Here is a 19,896-nt window from a genome sequence, read left to right on the forward strand (position 1 = left end):
CACCTCGCTCAGGAAGACTTCCTCACGCGGAGGTACCACTCGCACAGCAGCCTGACCTGCTTTTCCGTGTAGCCCTTTTCCACCATGCGATCCACGAAACTCTGGTGTTTCGACTTGTCCTCGGCCGAAGCCTTGGCGTTGAACGAAATCACCGGCAGCAGATCTTCCGTGTTCGAGAACATCTTCTTCTCGATCACTTCGCGCAGCTTTTCATAGCTGGTCCAGGTCGGGTTGCGGCCGTTGTTGTTGGCGCGCGCCCGCAGCACGAAGTTCACGATCTCGTTGCGGAAGTCCTTCGGGTTCGCAATACCCGCTGGCTTTTCAATCTTTTCCAGCTCGTCGTTCAACGCGCTGCGATCGAAGCTTTCACCGGTTTCAGGGTCGCGGAATTCCTCGTCCTGAATCCAGCAATCGGCAAACGTCACGTAGCGGTCGAAGATGTTCTGGCCGTACTCGGAATACGACTCCAGGTAAGCCGTCTGGATTTCCTTGCCGATGAACTCCGCGTAGCGCGGCGCCAGGAAGCCTTTGATGAACTCCAGGTAGCGGCGGCGGATTTCTTCGGGGTAGTCCTCGCGGCCGATCCGTTGCTCAAGCACATACATCAGATGCACAGGGTTGGCGGCCACTTCCGTCTGGTCGTAGTTGAAGACGCTGGACAGGATCTTGTACGCGAAACGCGTCGACACCCCGTTCATGCCTTCGTCCGTACCGGCGTAGTCCTTGTATTCCTGCAAGGCCTTGGCCTTCGGGTCGACGTCCTTCAGGCTTTCGCCGTCGTACACGCGCAGCTTCGAATAGATGCTGGAGTTCTCGGGTTCCTTCAGGCGGGTCAGCACGGAAAATTGCGCCATCATGTCCAGCGTTCCAGGTGCGCACGGCGCCTTGGACAGCGAGCTGTGATGCAGCAGCTTTTCGTAGATGCGGACCTCTTCCGACACCTGCAAGCAATACGGCACCTTGACGATATAGATACGATCAAGGAACGCTTCGTTGTGCTTGTTGTTGCGGAAGGTCTGCCATTCGGACTCGTTCGAGTGAGCCAGAATCGCGCCGTTGAACGGAATCGCGGAGAAGCCCTCCGTGCCCTTGAAGTTGCCTTCCTGGGTGGCCGTCAACAGCGGATGCAGCATCTTGATCGGGGCCTTGAACATCTCCACGAACTCAAGCAAGCCTTGGTTCGCCAGGCACAGGCCGCCGGAATAGCTGTAGGCGTCCGGATCGTCTTGCGAATGGCGATCGAGTTTGCGGATGTCGACCTTACCCACCAGCGAAGAAATGTCCTGATTGTTCTCGTCGCCCGGCTCGGTCTTGGCGATGGCGATCTGACGCAGCACCGACGGGTTCAAGCGCACGACACGGAACTGTGAAATGTCGCCGTCAAACTCCTTCAGGCGCTTGACCGCCCAAGGCGACATGATGCCCGTGAGGTAACGCCGCGGGATGCCATATTCCTTTTCAAGCGTGTCGCCGAAGCGTTCCGGATGGAACAGACCCAACGGCGATTCGTTGACCGGCGATCCCTTCAAGGCATAGATGGGATAGCTTTCCATCAGCGCCTTCAGCCGTTCCGCGATAGACGACTTGCCGCCGCCGACAGGGCCCAACAGATAGAGGATTTGTTTGCGCTCTTCCAGCCCCTGAGCGGCATGTTTGAAGAACGCGACGATCTGACCGATCACGTCCTCCATGCCGTAGAACTCCTGGAACGCCGGATAGCGCCGGATGGTCCGGTTGGAAAACAAGCGGGAAAGACGTGGGTCGTTGCGCGTATCCACGGTTTCGGGTTCGCCGATCGCCGCCAGCATGCGCTCAGCGGGGCTGGCGTACGCCATGGGATCGCGTTTGGCGAGGTTCAGATATTCCTCAAGGGAAAGCTCTGACTCCTGCTCTCTTGCATACTGCGACTTGAAGCCTTCGACGATGTTTTGCACGGAAACCTCCTACAACACGCGAAAAATTCAGCACATCCCTACGTGTCCCCATTGTGCCTTAGTGCTTGCGCTTTACTAGACAAACTCGCGATAAGCATTGTCGGCCAGGTGTTATGTTGCTTTCGCCACACATCATCCATGAAGCACGTTGGGGCCTTTTCCATTTAGGCTGCATCCGGCGGACACAAGTTCCGTCAGGGAATGCAACTTACGTGAATAAGTTAACTCGCACGCCTTCAGCTTATCGCTATGGCACGCACGCCTGGTGCGGCCGCACATGAAATGGTCAGCAATGATTTGAAGGGATGAGCGATATCCCGGTGGATTCTTATGATTCGGGCGTTAACCCGATGCGCCCGCTATGCGATGGCAGCGGACGGTCTGAACGGCCCCTTGGGATTGCGTTCAGCAGCGTGCCGGTTCGGTTGTGAAAAAGCGCCGATATCGCGGCACGGGAATCCGTGGTGACGAGGGCGCGTGGCACTTTGCGGTGATGGCCGTAAGCACGTATCGCCAAGTCATGGGCCTATGCTAAAGCCAATTGACCGTTTTGTGGCAATTCATTTGGCACATCACCCAAAATAGTGATACGGATTTTCATCATGAAAATTCGCGCGTGTGAATCGCTCGCAAACTTGATGCAATTGCCACGTTGAATACGACGCGAATCTTCCACAACGCGCCATGCAAGCACTGAATTAGCAGCCGATGAAGCAGAGTGCTAGCATCTCTCGCTTTCTGACTACACACCTTGATTCGCAGCGTCATGTTGCTTCGCTTGTGGCACGCATTCGGCTTGACCAGGAACCGCGCATTGCCTGCGGCCAGACTCGCCGCCGCCGCAGCTTTCGCCATAGTTTTGATGGCGCTGGGAGCTTGCGGGAAACCACTTCCAGACCTGCCGAATGATGCATATGTATGGCAACGGCGCTGGACGCCGGCGGTGCAGGAAGCCCTGGCGGCAAGTGCAGATGCCGTGCGAACCTGGCGCGTGCTGATCGCCGAGATGAGCGCTGGCGGCAGATGGATCGATGCCCGGCCTGACGTGAATGCGCTGGCGGCGTCACAAAAACCGGCGGTGATGGTGTTGCGTTTGGATGGACGCGTAGATGCGCTGAACGTTGACGAAACGTTGGTGCGAATTGCCGCGACAACCCTGGCCTGGCGCGCAGCCGGCGTGCCGCTGGCCGGTGTTGAAATCGATTACGACTGCGCAACATCGAAGCTTGCGGCCTATCGCGGCTTTCTGACGGCGTTGAAAAACCGCCTTGAACCAGGCACGCCGCTATCAATTACCGCCTTGCCAACATGGTTAAACAGCCCCGATCTCGACGCCTTGCTGAAGGTGCCTGATGAGTCGATGTTGCAGGTTCACGCCGTGCTGAACCCGACACAAGGCTTGTTTGACGCCAAGCGCGCACAGGCGTGGATCAGCGCTTTTGCCGGCCGCACGCAGCGCCCTTGGCGGATTGCATTGCCAACGTATGGCAGCCGTGTCTCGTGGGATGACGACGGCAACATCATCGCAATCGAAAGCGAACGGCCCACGCTGACCACCGCAACCCGCGCCACCGAACTCGTCGCCGCGCCCGCTGCCATGGCGGCTTTTGCCGAGCAGATCCGCCAGGATCGGCCCGCAGGATTGACCGGCATCGTCTGGTTTCGCCTGCCCACGGCACTCGACGAACGCGCGTGGAGCCTGGCGACGTGGCGCGCGGTATTGACGCGCCAATCATTGCAGGCGGAGCTTAAAGTCTTCGTCCAACGCGCCACAACCGCGGGGACGCTTGACCTGGTGTTGTCCAACACCGGCAATGCCGATGCCACGCTTCCCTTCATTATCCGTTGGGACGGCGTTTGCCGTGCCGCCGACGGCATCAATGGTTACACGCTTGAGCAAGACAACGCCGGCTGGTATCTGCGTCGTGCGCATGACGGCCTGCTGCGCGCCGGCAGCCTGCGCAATATCGGCTGGATACGCTGCGACACGCCACCCACCACTTTCCATGCAAAACCGTAAAACCATCGCTCGAATTGCCCTGTTGACCTGCGCCATCGGCGCTGGAATCGTCGTTGCCTGCGGGCCGGACTTTCCCGCGCAGTTGCTGGACGACCGCGCGGGCACGCTACGCAGCACGCCTGCCAATTCGTTCAGTTATGAGGCATCGCGCTTGGTGGTGCCGGCTGACGCGTTACGCGCTCAGGAATTACGAACGCTGCCTGGCGGCAACGATAGGCAGGACGCCATTCCCGAAGACTTCGATCCCGCGCTGAGCCCCGCGCAGCGCGCCACCGTGCGCGCGATGCGGCAATTGCCGGACGGCGATCAGGCTTATGCGGCGGGCGCCACGCTGCCAGAGGCCGTGCGTTTATATACCGCTGCCGCCGTCGATATCCTTGCTGCCGCGAACGACGAGACCGACGTGGCCGTATCCCGCGCCAGAGCACGCCTGCACGCGATTCTTGCGCTGCCGGGCAACGAAGGCGCTGCGCGCAGCGTCTGGGCTACCTACATGCTGGCCGAGCTGGAAAATGGCGCATCAGCCGCAATGCCCGTCGACGCCACGCCTCCGGGGCCGGCTTCTGCCGCTTCTGCCGCTGCTGCCGCTGCTGCCGCTTATGCCCGCGTCCGCCAATTGGCGCGAGACGGCGCGCCTGACCCGTGGGGACTCGCCATCGCCAGCTTTGGCCAAGAGGCACGCGGCTTGCTGAGGGGCTCGCAAGGAGGCTGCACGTACGAGGATTTCCAGTCAGCCACCTCGTGCGCGGACGCCATTCCTGCCACAGCGTTGAAGCATGCTATCCAGCTGTATGCCGAGCAGGCCGCGCGGGGCTCCAGCAGCGGGCAGGCGTCGTTACGCCTAATTGCGAGCTGGGCGTTGAACGCGCCTGCCCGCGCCGTCCGGCTGATCGACGACCCGGTCTCGCAACGCTTGCTGGTGGCCTATGCGCTGGCGCGGGTGGGCGACATCGTCGACGGCAATCCCGACAGCGCCTATGACATTTTCGCCACGTATGAAGTGAACGGCCAACGGGGTTATGCAGATGCGGCCGCGTTGGCAGGCAGGGGAAATGTGACGCCCAACCCGGCGTTGCAGGTCCTTGCCACCGCGCTGGCCAAGCAGGATGTGAGCAAGAATCAGAACGCGGATCGCGTGGCCGCGTTAGCGTATCGGGTCGGTCGCTATGACCTGGCGCAACCGTTGGCCGAGCGTCTGGACACCCCGCTAGCTTGGTGGATTCGCGCCAAACTGGCGATCCGTCGGGGAGACATGGCCGCCGCGGCGCAAGCCTACGCACGCGCCGCAAGCAGCTTTCCGAACGCCGACGAGCACAGCATCGACGCCCCCGGCATCGCCCGGCTAACGGCCGAGCGTGGCGTGTTGGCGCTGTCGCGCGGCCAGTACGTCGAAGCGCTGGACTTGCTGCTGCACGCCAACGATCCGTCTGCTGCCGACTTGCCAGAAGGGGGTTGGCTCCAGTCGCCCTATTGGAACGACGCGGCGTATGTGGCCGAGCGCGTGCTGACGGTAGATGAGCTCAAGCATTACGTGGATCAGCACGTGCCCGCATCCGCCATGCCGACCACCCCGCCGGGCTTTCTGCAATTCGACTACCAGCGCTTCTACGAGTGGGCGGTGAAGCACCCCATTCCCGATGGCGACCGCCTGCGCCTGCTGCTCGCGCGCCGTCTGATGCGAGAAGGCCGCATGGACCAGGCGTTGGCTTACTTTCCCTCGGACGCGGATGCCCGCTTCGCGGATCTCACCGATGATGCGGCCGGTGTCTGGCGCGTTAGGCCTTCCAGCCGCCACCAAAAGGTCGAGGAGTACATTGCAGCCCTTCACAAAGCGGGCAACGCATGGGGCCGGACAGCACGGGCCGAAGCCTGGTTTACCGCCGCGCGCCTCGCGCGCCGTAACGGCCTGGAGATCATGGGTTACGAACAGGACCCCGATTTCGCGGTGTATGACGGCAACTACACCTACGGCGCGGGCCGCAGCCCCGAACCCTGGCGCCAGTCGGCGGGGGCCGACGCCAGTCAGACGCCGGATACACCCGCCCAACGCGCCGACGCTGCCTTGCCGGGTCCGCTGGTCACGCCCGAAGAACGTCAACGATTTGCCGCTAGCGAAGCGCGCCCCTATGGCCGCTTTCACTATCGCCAAATCGCGGCCGACCACGCACTGCAAGCGGCCGGGCAATTGCCAAACCGCTCCCAAGCCTTCGCGGCCGTGCTTTGCCAAGGGGCGCGCTACATCATCGACGACTCGCCCGACCGCGCCTCGGCAATCTATCTGCGGTATGTGAATCAAGGCGCCCAGGTGCCGTTCAGCGGCACGTTCGGCCGCGAGTGCGCCGAGCCTGATTTCCGGGGGGCCGCGTGGTTCCACTACACACAAGCCTGGAAGGCATGGGAACGCTTACGGCGCGATCATGCCGGCTTGCTGCTTGCGGTGGGCCTGTTGGTGATTGTTGCAGGCGGGGGATGCGTGTTTGCCTGGCGCATGCCTAAACGCACCCCCAAGCGCACCGCCAAGCCAACACACGAGAAAACGCAGGCCTAGGTCACCGCCGGCAACGCCACGCGCTGCATGAGTTGCTGCCACGTGCCTGCGACCCGCGCACGCAGGCGCAGGTCCGCCCCCACGCGCGCCGTGTCGATGAATTCGTATCGGCGCGCCGCATCCAGATGTTCGAGCATCGGCAGCTGCACCATTCCCGCGGCGTCACCCAGCAGCACCGGCGCCAGATACAGCAGCAGCTCATCCACGCACCCCGAGGCCACCAGCGCGCCGCTCAATCCCGCGCCGGCCTCGACATGCACCTCGTTGAACTGCTCTTTTGCGAACCAGTCCATCACGCCGGGCAAGTCCACGCGGCCTGGCTCCTGGCCAGGCAGGACGACGACTCGGGCATTCTTGTCGGCCAGCCGTGCGGCTTTGGCGGCATCTTCACGGGCCGTAAACAGGATGACTTCCGCGCCGTCAAACAGGCGAGCGTCCTCGGGAATATCGAAACGGCCATCCACGACCGCTTTGCGCGGTTGGCGCGGCGTGTCCACCCCGCGCACGTTGAGTTGCGGATCGTCTTTCAGGACGGTGCCCATGCCGGTCAGCACCACGCAGCTGCGCGCACGCCAGCGGTGGCCATCCACGCGGGCCTCGGGGCCGGTAATCCATTGAGACATGCCGTTATGCAAGGCGCTGCGGCCATCAAGCGACGCCGCCATCTTCATCCACACCCAGGGCAAGCCGCGGCTCATCCGCGAAATGAAACCGGCATTGATGGCCAAGGCCTCTTCGGCGCACACACCGGTTGTCACCTCGATGCCGGCGGCGCGCAAACGGGCCAGCCCCTGCCCGTTGACCAACGGATTCGGGTCGCCAATGGCCACGACGACTCGCGCGGGTTTGGCGGCCAGCACCGCATCCACGCACGGCGGCGTGCGGCCAAAATGGCTGCACGGTTCCAGGGTGACGTACATCGTGGCGCCCTGAACCGCTTCCTGGCGGGCCTGAGCGTCCCGCAGGGCGCAGACTTCGGCGTGCGGCCCGCCGGGGGGCTGCGTAGCACCCTCGCCCAGCACGCGCCCATCGCGCACGATGACGCATCCCACACGGGGGTTGGGCGCGGTGGTGTAGAGCACGCTCTCGGCCAGCGCCAGGGCGCGTCGCATCCAGAAGATATCGTCGGGTTCGCTTGGGGTCGTCATGGCAGGAATTGTATGTCCGGGCCCGGATGACGTGGTGCAACCCGGCGCTGCCGGAAGGGGTATGCTCAGCGAATGTCCGTTTTGGGCCGCCAGGTGGCTTGGGACGATCTCGCGCGGGCGGGACTTCCGTTTCAGAATAGCGCTACACCTGCTGATATCCCAGGCCCGGAGGCCGAAACATGAAACAAGCACTGATCGTCATCGACGTACAAGATTCCTTCCGGCAACGTCCGTTTTGGGATGAAACCGAGTATCCGGCTTTTGTGGAACAGATCCAGGGGCTAATTGATTCGGCAACGGCCCAAGGCATTCCGGTGCTTCAGGTGTTCCATATCAGCCCATCCACGGACCCCGCCAACCCGTTCTCGCTGGCTTCAGGCCACGTCAAGACGCTTGAAGAAGTGCGCATTGCGCCCGCCGCCGTGTTCCACAAGACGGTGCATTCCTCGCTGTACGCCAAAGACGCCAACGGCGCGACGCTGCATGATTGGCTGCGCGACAACGGCATCGAAGGCATCATCGTCAGCGGCATTCGCACTGAACAGTGCTGCGAAACCACGTCGCGGCACGCCAGCGACGCCGGCTTCAAAGTCGTGTTTCCCACCGACGCCACGCTGACTTTCGCCATGCAAAGCCCGTCAGGCAAGCACTACACGCCCGCCGAAATCCGCGACCACACCGAACTTGTGCTGCAAGGCCGCTTTGCCCGCATCGTGCGCGCCGCCGACGCGCTTGCCGCTTGACCCATCGGAAAGCCGCATGATTCCCGTGTACTTTGTGCTGCCGCGGGGCATCGTTCTGCTGGACCTTGCTGGCCCGGCTGAGGCTTTCCGGGTGGCCAACAAGCTGTGTCCCGGCACGTTCGAGCAGCATTTCTGCGGCCCGTCGAAAGAGGTGGAAAGCGGCATTCCCGGGCTGCATCTGGCGCACATTCAGCCGCTGCCTGCCGCCTTGCCGCCACAGGCGCTTGTCATTATTTCCGGCGTGGTGGGTAAACACACCCGGCTGGACGACCCCGACGCCCACGCCATCATCGACTGGCTGGCCCAGCGCCATCCCGCAGACGAGTTCACGCTGATGACGGTCTGCGCGGGCGCGCTATTCGCGGCATCGGCCGGGCTGACGCGGCAACGCGACTGCACCACCCACCATTCCTGCCTGGAACAACTGGCCAGCATCGACCCCAGCGCCCGCGTGCACGACAACCGCATCTTTGTTGAAGATGGCAACCTGGTCAGCAGCGCCGGCATCACGGCCGGCATCGATCTGGCGCTACATATGGTGTCGCGCCATTGCGGGCCGCGCGTCGCCAGTGAGGTCGCGCGCGACATGGTGGTCTATCAGCGCCGCGCAGGCACGGATTCCACGTTGTCGCCCTGGCTCGAGCACCGCAGCCACATGCACCCCGGCGTGCATCGGGTGCAGGACGCCGTGGTGCGCAACCCGGCCGCGCCGTGGTCCGCGCAATCGCTGGCAGACCAGGCGCACACCAGCGCCCGCCACCTGACGCGGCTGTTTCGCGAACACGCCGGCTGCACGCCGATGGATTACCTGTATCAAATCCGCGTGGCGCTGGCGCGCGACCTGCTGCGCGAAACCCGCTTGGACCTGGAGCGCGTGGCGGAAAAATCCGGCTTTGGCTCGGCGCAGCACATGCGCCGCGTTTGGCGCAAATTTCAGCCGCTTACGCCCAGCCTGGCGCGGTCGGCGCCCATGCAATAACGGCGCTGCGGCACACCCGTGCCAAAACGAATCGCGCCGCCGCACACGTGCCAATTCGAATCACGCCGCCGCAGCGCCCGAGCCAAAACGAATAACGGCGCCGCAGCGCCGTTATGTTCCTGCCAAATGCCCAGCCGGGGCTTTTATTCCTTGCGCAGCTTGCCCGGCAACAACGGCCCCTGCATTTCGCGGATGGCTTCAACGAACTCGCCGATGTCCTCAAAGCTCTTGTAGACGGACGCAAAACGCACGTACGCCACCTTGTCGAGCTTGCGCAGTTCGTTCATGACGAGTTCGCCGATCTGTTCGGACGGCACCTCGCGCAGCCCGCTTGCCAGCAACTGTTCTTCGATGCGCGCCACGGCGGCATCCACGTCTTCCGTGCTGACGGGGCGCTTGCGCAACGCCAAGCTCAAGCTGGCGCGGAGTTTAGTCGGGTCGTAGTCGCTGCGGCTGCCATTGCGCTTGACGATGGAAGGCATGGCAAGTTCCACCCGTTCATACGTGGTGAATCGCTTGTCGCAGGATAGGCAGCGGCGACGGCGGCGGATGGCGTCGCCCTCTTCCGAGACCCGGCTGTCGACAACCTGCGTTTCGGCATTGCCGCAAAATGGACACCGCATGTGTGTTCCCTAAAGGCACGGATTGCAAAAAACAAGCATATTGTAACGATGCGCCGCTCGGGAAGCGCCAATACGGGCTAATTCGTCCCCAATATCCAGGACGGAATCGGTGGAGGATAGCCGCTGCCGCCACGAAAGCAAAGGGACGGCGCCTGACGGGGCCGTCCCTTTGGTCTGGCCCTGGCGGGGGATATCCCGCCGGGCCGATATCAAAACCGCTTACTTCGCGCCGTAAACCGGCAGGCGCGACGTCAGTTCATTGACGCGAGCGCGCACGGCGGCGATGTTGGCTTCGTCGCGCGGGTTGTCCAGCACGTCGGCGATCAGGTTGGCGGTGAGTTCAGCGTCGGCTTCCGTGAAACCACGCGTGGTCATGGCCGGCGTGCCCAGACGGATGCCGCTGGTCACGAAGGGCTTTTCCGGATCGTTCGGGATGGCGTTCTTGTTGACCGTGATGTGGGCCTGGCCCAGCACGGCTTCCGCTTCCTTGCCCGTGATGCCCTTGGCACGCAGGTCAACCAGCATGACGTGGCTTTCGGTACGGCCGGAAACGATGCGCAGGCCACGCTTGACCAGCGTGTCGGCCAGCACCTTGGCGTTCTTGACCACTTGTTGCGCGTAGTCCTTGAAGCTGGGCTCCAGCGCTTCCTTGAACGCCACGGCCTTGCCGGCGATGACGTGCATCAGCGGGCCGCCTTGAATGCCGGGGAAGATCGCCGAGTTGATGATCTTCTCGTGCTCGGCCTTCATCATGATGACGCCGCCGCGCGGGCCGCGCAGCGACTTGTGCGTGGTCGACGTGACGAAGTCAGCGTGCGGGACCGGGTTGGGGTAGGCGCCGCCAGCAACCAAACCGGCGTAGTGGGCGATGTCGACCATGAACAGCGCGCCGTTTTCACGGGCGATGCGGGCCATGCGTTCGAAATCAATGTGCAGGGCGTAGGCCGATGCACCTGCCACGATCAGCTTGGGCTTGTGTTCTTTGGCCAGCTGTTCGACTTGCGCGTAGTTCAGGACTTCGTTTTCGTCCAGGCCGTACGAGATGAAGTTGTACAGCTTGCCCGAAGCATTTACCGACGCGCCGTGCGTCAGGTGGCCGCCTTCGGCCAGGCTCATGCCCAGCACGGTGTCGCCCGGCTTCAGCACGGCCATGTACACGCCCTGGTTGGCCTGCGARCCSGAGTTSGGCTGCACGTTGGCGGCTTCAGCACCGAAGATCTGCTTCAGGCGGTCAATGGCCAGTTGCTCGACCATGTCCACGTACTCGCAACCACCGTAATAGCGCTTGCCCGGGTAGCCTTCGGCGTACTTGTTCGTGAGCTGCGTGCCCTGGGCTTCCATGACGGCCGGGCTGGCGTAGTTCTCCGAAGCGATCAGCTCGATGTGCTGCTCTTGGCGAACGTCTTCCTTCTGGATGGCGGCCCAAACGTCCGGGTCAGCCTTGGACAAGGTGAGGTTGCGGTCAAACATGACGGGGGATTCCTGAGGCGGTAAGAGAGGAGAAAGCAGTGTCGGGGGTAAACCCGAAGAATTCTTGTAGTTTACCCCGTCAAGCGGAATCAATTGCCGCCAAAATGCGCCGAAGGCGAGCAAAATACGGCGGACGGGCGCGAAAACCACGCCATCGCGCGACGCCCGAAAACCGCTCTCAACCCGACTTGAGAAACTTTCATGCAAAGCGCCACACTCATAACCTACTCGCTAGTAGCTGCCGCCAGCGTCATCAGCCCAGGCCCCGCCACCATGCTCGCCATTCGCAACGGCGCGGCAGGCGGCGTGCGCGCCGTGGTGCCCTCCACGCTGGGCAACGTAACCGGACTATTTCTGCTGTCGGCCGCGGCCATGCTGGGGCTGGGGGTGGTGCTGCAATCGTCCGCCATGCTGTTCATGGCGTTGAAGGTGGCGGGCGCCGCTTACCTGATCTATGTGGGCCTGCGGCATCTGCTGGGCCGCGCCCACATTGCGCCGCCAGAAGCCTTGGCCGCCAACCTGCCGCCACGCCGCGCGGGCGTCCTGTACCTGGAAGCCACTTTCGTCGCCGCCATGAACCCCAAACCCATCCTGTTCTTTACGGCCTTGTTCCCGCAGTTCCTGAACGCACAGGAGCCGCTGCTGCCGCAGTTCTTCGTTCTGACCGGCATCTTCATGGCGATGTCTCTGGTGTCGCTCTTGACCTATGGCGCCTTGGCCCGGCGCGCCCGCAACGCGCTGCGGCGTCCCCGCATCGTCGTGTGGCTGAACCGCCTGGTCGGCTCGATCTTCGTCGCCTTCGGCATAGCGCTGCTGCGCCTGAAGCGATCCACCGTTTGAGGCCGGCGATAGCCGGAAATAAAAAAAGGCCGCAACGATTGCGGCCTTTTTGATTTGGCGTAGCGGATTACGCCGATGTCGCCCCGATCTGCTTGGGAGCAAGTTTCGGGTTGAGGGTATAGGTGCCCGTGACCGAAGCGTGCGCCAGCACGTGCTTTTGCATGGCGCGCAATGCGTCTTCGCCAGTGAAAGAGCCGTTCAGATTCAGGCTGGGCACATCCAGCGCGTACAGCGTGAAGATGTAGCGGTGCACGATGGAATCGTTCCAGGGCGGGCACGGGCCGTCGTAGCCGAAGTAGTCGCCGCTCATGTCGTGGTCATTGGCGAACCATGACGAATACGAGTTGATGCCCTGGCGCGCATCCATCGGCGCCAGCGGGCCGCCTTTGCCACGCGGCGTGATGCCGTTGGAAAAGGCGCCTTCGTCAATCTCGCGAAGGTCGGCGGGCAGATCGACCAGCACCCAGTGGAAGAAATCCACACGAGGCAAGTCGGCCGGCACTTCGCGGCCTTCCTGGTTGACATCATCGGGGCGCGACGGCACGTCGGGGTCATGGCAGATCAACGCGAACGACTGCGTTCCCGCCGGGACATCGTCCCAGGAAAACTGCGGGTTGTTGTTGTCTGCCAGCGCGACGTGCGATTGCGCATCGATCTTGCCGAACGCGTAGCGTTCCGAAATCGACTCGTGATCGGAAAAAGACAAACTCGAAAGTTTCATGTCGTGCTCCTTGAAGTGCCGAGAAAGGCGTCCCTGCCTCTGTCTGTACCCTCAGCGTATCAAAACTTCGCAATTATGGGTTCAAGTTAACACGCGCAAACTTGCGCTTGCCCACCTGTACGACGTATGTCCCAGCGGGCAATTGCAACGATTTATCTTCAACCCGGTCGCCGTTGACGCGCACGCCACCCTGCTCCACATTGCGTTGCGCTTCCGAGCCAGAGGCGACCAGACCCGCTTCGCGCAGCAGCTTCAGGATGCCCACCGGTGCACCGCCGATGTTCACTTCGGGCATGTCTTCCGGGATGGCGCCATCGCGGAAACGGGCCTCGAAGGAAGCCAGCGCCTCGTCGGCGGCCTTGGCGGAATGGAAGCGCGTGATGATTTCCTGAGCCAGCATGACTTTCGCATCGCGCGGGTTGCGTCCGCCATCCGTCTCTTGCTTGAGAGCGGCGATGTCTTCCAGCGAACGGAACGACAGCAGCTCGAAGTAGCGCCACATCAACGTGTCGGAAATCGACATGAGCTTGCCGAACATCGAATCGGGCGACTCCGAAATGCCGATGTAGTTGCCCTTGGACTTGGACATTTTCTCGACCCCGTCCGTGCCCACCAGCAGCGGCATCGTCAAGATGCACTGGGGCTCCTGGCCATACTCCTTTTGCAGCTCGCGCCCAACCAGCAGGTTGAACTTCTGATCGGTGCCCCCCAGCTCCAGATCGGACTTCAGCGCCACCGAGTCATAGCCCTGCATCAGCGGATACAGGAATTCATGCACCGAAATCGGGATGCCGCCCTTGAAGCGCTTGGTGAAGTCCTCGCGTTCCATCATGCGAGCCACCGTATAGCGCGAGGCCAGCTGGATCATGCCGCGSGCGCCCAGCGGRTCRCACCAYTCRSWGTTGTARCGGATCTCSGTMCKGGCCGGRTCSAGCACCAGGCTGGCCTGCGCGTAATAGGTCTTGGCGTTCGACTCGATCTGCTCGCGCGTGAGCGGCGGGCGGGTGCTGTTGCGGCCGCTGGGGTCGCCAATGGTCGACGTGAAATCGCCAATCAGGAAGATGACGTTGTGGCCCAAGTCCTGCAGCTGGCGCATCTTGTTCAGCACCACGGTGTGGCCCAGGTGGATGTCCGGCGCGGTGGGGTCCAGCCCCAGCTTGATGCGCAGCGGCACGCCAGTGGCGCGGCTCTTGGCCAGCTTGCGGGCGAATTCGGATTCAACCAGCAGTTCATCGCAGCCGCGCTTAGCTATACGCAGATCGGCTTCAACTTCAGGAGTGATAGGGGCTTCAGAGGGAGACATGGCAGGGGGACCAAAGCGGCTTCAGCCGACAAAAAGGTGTAAAAAGTGACGAAAACTATCGAAAATTCTAGCCGAATCAGCTAGGATACCGCCCAATCATACGCAAATGCCATATATACGCAGTTGCGGTTCGGCCTACCACCCGTTGTTCACAAGATGCGCCCCGCGCCAGCCCTTGCCCCGGATTTCGTGGCGCGCGGGGGCCGTTCGTGTCACGCACCCTGCGAGCTCAAGCCACCTGAGAGGGTATCTTCACGATGAATCGTGGCCTCCACGAACTGGCGAGTAGCATCAAGCGCAAAGTTGCTGCCCTGTTTGCGCCCGTTGAGCCCAAGCCCCATCGCTCGGGACTTTTCCGTCGCACTCTTCTCGTCTCCGCTATTGGTCTGTTTGCTGGCGCCGCCGCCTTGGGCATGGTGCAGCAACCCGACCGTACCGAACTCCCCCCGTCCCGCATCATCCAGAGCGTTCTGCCCCTGACTGCCGAGCAAGTCGAAGTCAGCACGCCCAGCGCCGCGCCGTACATCAGCGAAACCCGCATCCGCGCGGGCGACACGCTGGCCGCCGTGCTGCAGCGCCTGGAGCTGGACGCCCCCAATTTGCAGACCTTCCTGACGCACGACGCCAGCGCCCGCAGCATTTACAAGCTGTACCCGGGCCGCTCGGTGCAAGCCGCCACGGACGAACAGGGCAACCTGATCTGGCTGCGTTACATCCACACCCCTGGCAATGAAACCGACGGCCAGGTCGTGACGCGCATGCTGCACGTGGCCCCCGCCGGCGACAGCTACAAGGCCGAGGAAGTCACCGAAAGCACCGAACGCCAGACCCGCGTTGCCGTGGGCACGATCAAGTCGTCGCTCTTCGGCGCGACGGACTCCGCTGGCATTCCAGACTCGGTCACCATGCAGATGGCCGACATCCTCAGCGCCAAGATCGACTTCCTGCGCGATCTGCGTCAGGGCGACCAATTCCGCGTGGTGTACGAAGTGCGTTCGCACGACGGCCGCTACGCCGGCGCCGGCCGCGTGCTGGCCCTGGAATTCATCAACGGCGGCAAGACCTACAGCGCCGTCTGGTTCAGCCCCGACGAAAAGAGCGGTTCGTACTACGACTTTGACGGCACCAGCCTGCGCGGCGCGTTCCTGCGCACTGCCCTGAAGTTCAGCCGTATCAGCTCGACGTTCGGCATGCGCATGCACCCCATCCACAAGACCTGGACGGGCCACAAGGGCGTGGACTACGCCGCGCCTTCGGGCACGCCGATCCATTCCACTGCGGATGGCACGGTTGAATTCTCGGGCTGGCAGAACGGCTACGGCAACGTCGTGATCGTGAAGCACCATGGCAAGTATTCGACGCTGTACGCGCACCAAAGCCGTATCGCCGAAGGCATCACCAAGGGCTCCAAGATCTCGCAAGGCCAACTGCTGGGCTACGTCGGTTCCACCGGCTGGGCCACCGGGCCGCACTTGCACTATGAGTTCCGCGTCGACAATCAGCCGATCGACCCGCTGTCGGTGGACCTGCCGGTCGCCCGCGCCCTGGAACCTGCGGAAGTCCGCGCGTTCAATCAGGCCGTGGCGCCGTATAAGCAGCAGATCCAACTGCTGACCGAATTCCAGCAGACCCTGCCCGACGCACTGACCAACGTGGCCAGCCGCTAACCGGCCCCATCAGTTATCGTCCCAAAAAGGCGGCCCGCGCATTTCTGCCGGCCGCCTTTCTTCTTTTTGAGGCCGCCAGTGAACGCTACGCAAACCACCACGCACGGGAACGCAACGCTCTACATTGGCCTGATGTCCGGCACGAGCGTGGACGGCGTGGACGGCGTGCTCGTGCGCCTTGACGCCGATCAGCCGCCGCAGGTGCTGGCCAGCGCCAGCTTGCCCATGCCCGAGAACCTGCGCCGCGAGTTGCTGGCCTTGAACGTGTCAGGCGACGACGAGCTCGCGCGCGCCGCGTTGGCCGCCAATGCGCTGGCCCGGCTGTACGCTGATGCCGTCGCCACCCTGCTTCGGGAGGCGGGCGTTCAGGCCAGCGACGTGAAGGCAATCGGTGCGCACGGCCAAACGGTTCGTCACCGTCCGGACAGCGGCTACACCGTTCAACTGAATGCGCCCGCGCTGCTGGCGGAGCTGAGCGGCATCGACGTGATCGCGGACTTCCGCAGCCGCGATGTGGCGGCCGGTGGCCAGGGCGCGCCGCTGGTGCCGCCCTTCCATGCGGCGATCTTCGGCGCGCAACATGGCCGCGCCGTGCTGAACCTGGGCGGCATCGCCAATGTGACCTTGCTGTCGCCGGGCCAGCCCGTGCGTGGCTTTGACACCGGCCCGGCCAACGTTTTCCTGGACGGCTGGTGCCAACGTCACCTAGGCCAGCCTTATGACGCCAATGGCCGCTGGGCCGCCACCGGCAAGGTGTTGGCGCCACTGCTTGAGCAACTGATCGCCAGCGAGCCGTGGTTCGCCCTGCCTCCGCCCAAGTCCACCGGGCGCGATCTGTTCAACATGCAATGGCTGGATGACCGGCTGCGTGCATTTGACGGCCCCAAACCAGCCCCTCAAGACGTGCAGGCAACGCTGCAACGGCTCACCGCCAGAACGGTCGCCAACGCCATCGACGCAGCCGCTGCGGCCACGCAGGAGGTGTTTGTGTGTGGCGGTGGCGCCCGCAATGCCGGACTCATGCGCGAACTGGCCTATTGCCTGCAACGCCCGGTGCAGGCCACCGATGCACTGGGCGTGCCCGCCCAACAAGTTGAGGCACTGGCCTTCGCATGGCTCGCGCAGGCGTTCGTTGAACGCCGGCCCGCGGGGTTGCCTGCGGTCACTGGCGCGCGCGGGGCTCGTATCCTGGGTGCGCTGTATCCGGCGTGAAGTCGCCGGCGTGAAGTGGCCGACTTGCAGCGGCCGGTTTGCAGCGGTCGGTTTGCAGCGGTCGGCTTGCAGCGGTCGGCTTGCAGCGGTCGGCTTGCAGCGGTCGGCTTGCAGCGGTCGGCTTGCAGCGGCCGGTTTGCAGTGGCCAGCTTGCAGTGGCCGGCGCCTTGCGTCCGGTCAGCACCAAACAAAAAGCCCTTCGGCATGCCGAAGGGCTTTTGTTTTCCTGCTCAGGGTGATTACACCGAGAACGAGGAACCGCAGCCGCAGGTGGTGCTGGCGTTGGGATTGCGGATGACGAACTGCGCGCCTTCCAGGTCTTCCTTGTAGTCGATTTCGGCACCGACCAGATATTGGAAGCTCATGGGGTCAACCAGCAGTTGGACACCCGCCTTGTCCAGCACGGTGTCGTCTTCGTTGACGACTTCGTCAAACGTGAAGCCGTACTGGAAGCCCGAACAGCCGCCACCTTGGACAAACACGCGCAGCTTCAGATCAGGGTTGCCTTCTTCGGCCAACAAGTCCTTCACTTTGGCGGCAGCCGAGTCGGTAAATACCAAGGGCACAGGCGGGGCGGCCTGGAGATCGACGGTTTCGGTTACTGCATTCATGGTTCACTCCTGGCCGGATCGGCCATATTTCGGTGAGCGGCAACGGCGCTCGCATAGCGTCACTATAGCGCAGGGCTTGACTAGACTCAAAGTTCCAGTTTCACGCTGCGGGATGCTCGAACGGTTTCCCCCTCGAGCACGCTGACGGTGACGCTTTCGGGGACAAATCCCTCAGGCACTGCCAGGATGCCCTGGCTGCGCTGATATTGGTCGAATTGCAGGGCCAACGACGCGGCCGACGTGGATTCTCCGGTAGCGGTCACCGGGCCCACTTCCGCCTTGACCTGCATGGGCGCCAAATCAACCGTTACGGTTTCGCCCTTGAGCACGCCCGTCGCCTGGAAACGCAAGGCGCCCGCAAACGGCGTTCCGCCATTGCGGCCGCTGCGCATCAGCAGCACCTTGTAGCGCAGCCCGCCGCCTTCGCGGTCGATCTGCACCCCACGGATATCGACAGAGCCTTCCGGCCCGGCGGGCAGCAGCTGTTCATAGAAAGCCAGTTGGTCGCGCACACGGCCGACCTCGGCCTGCGCCGCACGCAACTGGGTTTCGAGTTCCTCGCGGGCGGCGCGCTCGATGACGAGCTCGCCATCCGCGGTGTCCAACTGGCCTTGGGTGTACCGCAACTGCGTGGCTTGCTGGCGCATGGCATCCGCCTGCGCCTCGGCTTGCTGCGTACTGATCACCACGGCGTCCTGCGGGCGGGCTTGTCGCATGGCATGGAAATAGCCCGCCGAACCGCCTAGCAACACGCCAACGAGCAAACCCGCGATCACACGCAGCCACCCGCCTGCGGGGCGGGGTTGCGAGGGAACGGGAGCGTCAGTTGGCATAGAGCGCGCAGGGCGAGCGGCGCGCAGCCCCTCGCCCTTACGAGGCATCAGGGCAGAATCGCCACCTGATCCAGACCTGTCGATTCGGCAATGCCGAACATCAGGTTCATGTTCTGGACGGCTTGGCCGGCCGCACCCTTGACCAGGTTGTCTTGCACGACCATGACGATCAGTTGATCACCATTGCCCGGACGGCTGAGCGCAATACGCAGATTGTTCGACGCACGCACCGAACGCGTTTCAGGCAGGCTGCCGGCAGGCATCACGTCAACGAAGGGCTCGTCGGCGTAACGCTGTTCGAACAGGGCTTGAAAGTCGGTGTCGCGCGCTTCCGGCAGGATGCGCGCGTAAATCGTGGAGAACATGCCACGGATCATCGGCACCAGATGCGGCACGAACGTCAGGCCAACCTTGCCGCCCGAGATCTTTTCCAGCTGCGCCACGATTTCAGGATGATGGCGGTGACCCGACACGCCATAGGCCTTGAAGTTGTCGGATGCTTCCGAGAACAGCGAGCTCACTTCCGCCTTGCGGCCAGCGCCCGACACGCCCGACTTGCAGTCGGCGATCAGCGTTTGCGCATCGACCAGCGACTTGCCGCCTTCCAGCAGCGGGGCCAAGCCCAGCAGCACCGTGGTGGGATAGCAGCCGGGGTTGCCGATGACACGCGCCTTAGCAATGGCTTCACGGTTCAGTTCCACCAAGCCGTACTGGGACTCCGCAAGGATGTCCGGGCAAGTGTGGGGGATCTTGTACCAACGTTCAAAGGTGGGGATGTCTTGCAGGCGGAAATCAGCGGCCAGGTCGATGACACGGGTGCCCGCGTTGATCAGTTCCTGGGCTTGCGCCATCGCCACACCGTGGGGCGTGGCGAAGAACACCACGTCGCAATCCGTCAGGGTGGCCTTTTCCGGTGCGGAAAATGCCAGCTTCACGCGGCCACGCAGGTTCGGATACATATCAGCAACCGGCAGCCCGTCTTCCTTGCGGGACGTGATGGCGGTCAATTCCACATTGGGATGCTGCGACAGCAAGCGCAGCAGCTCGACGCCGGTATAACCGGTGCCGCCGACGATACCAACCTTGATACGGGTGTTCGATGCTTGGGCCATGATGATGTGCTCTTCGTAGAACGAGGCTAGATTGTATCGCTCGAAAAAGGGGTCATGCGGCACCGTGCCAAATTTGGTGCACTAACCCCGTTGTCCGACCTGACGAGGGCGCGCAGAGTTCCGCGCAAGGCG

16 protein-coding genes are annotated in these 19,896 nt (G+C 62.9%); 7 read left to right on the top strand and 9 right to left on the bottom strand.

The window, feature by feature from the left end; all coding sequences use genetic code 11:
- Nucleotides 1–8 precede the first annotated feature (8 nt).
- Complete coding sequence (locus AC1DSJ_RS24240; protein ID WP_391568539.1) at nt 9–1,925, bottom strand: PrkA family serine protein kinase; 1,917 nt, start codon at nt 1,923–1,925, stop codon at nt 9–11.
- A 985-nt stretch (nt 1,926–2,910) separates the two neighbouring features.
- On the opposite strand from AC1DSJ_RS24240, the gene AC1DSJ_RS24245 reads away from it, so the two are divergent.
- Nucleotides 2,911–3,954: a DUF3142 domain-containing protein gene (locus AC1DSJ_RS24245; protein WP_441372311.1), complete on the top strand. Its 1,044-nt coding sequence runs from the start codon at nt 2,911–2,913 to the stop codon at nt 3,952–3,954.
- A complete protein-coding gene (locus AC1DSJ_RS24250) occupies nt 3,941–6,502 on the top strand; it encodes a hypothetical protein (RefSeq protein WP_441372312.1) in 2,562 nt (853 codons plus the stop codon). Before AC1DSJ_RS24245 ends, AC1DSJ_RS24250 begins: the two co-directional genes overlap by 14 nt.
- Here the strand turns inward: AC1DSJ_RS24250 and ribD are convergent.
- The gene (gene ribD / locus AC1DSJ_RS24255) at nt 6,499–7,650 is read right to left on the bottom strand and encodes a bifunctional diaminohydroxyphosphoribosylaminopyrimidine deaminase/5-amino-6-(5-phosphoribosylamino)uracil reductase RibD (protein ID WP_441372313.1); all 1,152 of its coding nucleotides are present in this window, start codon (nt 7,648–7,650) and stop codon (nt 6,499–6,501) included. The genes AC1DSJ_RS24250 and ribD overlap by 4 nt on opposite strands.
- Before the next feature lie 179 nt (nt 7,651–7,829).
- Here ribD and AC1DSJ_RS24260 point away from each other — a divergent pair, with 179 nt between their 5' ends.
- Both AC1DSJ_RS24260 and AC1DSJ_RS24265 read left to right on the top strand, forming a co-directional pair.
- Nucleotides 7,830–8,393, top strand: a complete 564-nt coding sequence (locus tag AC1DSJ_RS24260) for an isochorismatase family protein (protein ID WP_175171653.1) — start codon at nt 7,830–7,832, stop codon at nt 8,391–8,393.
- 16 nt (nt 8,394–8,409) lie between these two features.
- Nucleotides 8,410–9,372: a GlxA family transcriptional regulator gene (locus AC1DSJ_RS24265; protein ID WP_054427291.1), complete on the top strand. Its 963-nt coding sequence runs from the start codon at nt 8,410–8,412 to the stop codon at nt 9,370–9,372.
- Nucleotides 9,373–9,515: 143 nt separating this feature from the next.
- Here the strand turns inward: AC1DSJ_RS24265 and nrdR are convergent, their stop codons facing one another.
- Both nrdR and glyA read right to left on the bottom strand, forming a co-directional pair.
- The gene (nrdR, locus tag AC1DSJ_RS24270; protein ID WP_054427290.1) at nt 9,516–9,995 is read right to left on the bottom strand and encodes a transcriptional regulator NrdR; all 480 of its coding nucleotides are present in this window, start codon (nt 9,993–9,995) and stop codon (nt 9,516–9,518) included.
- Between the two features lie 219 nt (nt 9,996–10,214).
- Nucleotides 10,215–11,465, bottom strand: a complete 1,251-nt coding sequence (gene glyA / locus AC1DSJ_RS24275; RefSeq protein WP_054427289.1) for a serine hydroxymethyltransferase — start codon at nt 11,463–11,465, stop codon at nt 10,215–10,217.
- Nucleotides 11,466–11,666: 201 nt separating this feature from the next.
- Between glyA and AC1DSJ_RS24280 the strand changes: the two genes are divergently transcribed.
- Nucleotides 11,667–12,305, top strand: a complete 639-nt coding sequence (locus AC1DSJ_RS24280) for a LysE family translocator (RefSeq protein ID WP_054427288.1) — start codon at nt 11,667–11,669, stop codon at nt 12,303–12,305.
- Between the two features lie 67 nt (nt 12,306–12,372).
- Here AC1DSJ_RS24280 and AC1DSJ_RS24285 read toward each other — a convergent pair whose 3' ends face one another.
- Nucleotides 12,373–13,026: a YbhB/YbcL family Raf kinase inhibitor-like protein gene (locus AC1DSJ_RS24285; protein ID WP_054427287.1), complete on the bottom strand. Its 654-nt coding sequence runs from the start codon at nt 13,024–13,026 to the stop codon at nt 12,373–12,375.
- A 73-nt stretch (nt 13,027–13,099) separates the two neighbouring features.
- Nucleotides 13,100–14,329 (bottom strand): tyrosine--tRNA ligase, encoded by a 1,230-nt coding sequence (tyrS, locus tag AC1DSJ_RS24290; protein ID WP_476760400.1) that lies wholly within the window; start codon nt 14,327–14,329, stop codon nt 13,100–13,102.
- Nucleotides 14,330–14,586: 257 nt separating this feature from the next.
- Between tyrS and AC1DSJ_RS24295 the strand changes: the two genes are divergently transcribed.
- A complete protein-coding gene (locus AC1DSJ_RS24295; RefSeq protein WP_054427285.1) occupies nt 14,587–15,996 on the top strand; it encodes a M23 family metallopeptidase in 1,410 nt (469 codons plus the stop codon).
- A gap of 78 nt (nt 15,997–16,074) precedes the next feature.
- On the top strand, nt 16,075–17,208 hold the full coding sequence (locus tag AC1DSJ_RS24300; protein ID WP_427950016.1) for an anhydro-N-acetylmuramic acid kinase: 1,134 nt from the start codon (nt 16,075–16,077) through the stop codon (nt 17,206–17,208).
- 239 nt (nt 17,209–17,447) lie between these two features.
- Here the strand turns inward: AC1DSJ_RS24300 and erpA are convergent, their stop codons facing one another.
- The 3 genes from erpA to argC form a co-directional block, all read right to left on the bottom strand.
- Nucleotides 17,448–17,819 (bottom strand): iron-sulfur cluster insertion protein ErpA, encoded by a 372-nt coding sequence (gene erpA, locus AC1DSJ_RS24305; protein WP_006217313.1) that lies wholly within the window; start codon nt 17,817–17,819, stop codon nt 17,448–17,450.
- Between the two features lie 86 nt (nt 17,820–17,905).
- Nucleotides 17,906–18,652, bottom strand: a complete 747-nt coding sequence (locus AC1DSJ_RS24310; RefSeq protein ID WP_054427283.1) for a DUF6776 family protein — start codon at nt 18,650–18,652, stop codon at nt 17,906–17,908.
- A gap of 47 nt (nt 18,653–18,699) precedes the next feature.
- Nucleotides 18,700–19,764, bottom strand: coding sequence for an N-acetyl-gamma-glutamyl-phosphate reductase (argC, locus tag AC1DSJ_RS24315; protein ID WP_054427373.1), 1,065 nt, complete (start codon nt 19,762–19,764; stop codon nt 18,700–18,702).
- Nucleotides 19,765–19,896: the final 132 nt, after the last annotated feature.

Source organism: Achromobacter sp. 01N37 (assembly GCF_056399725.1).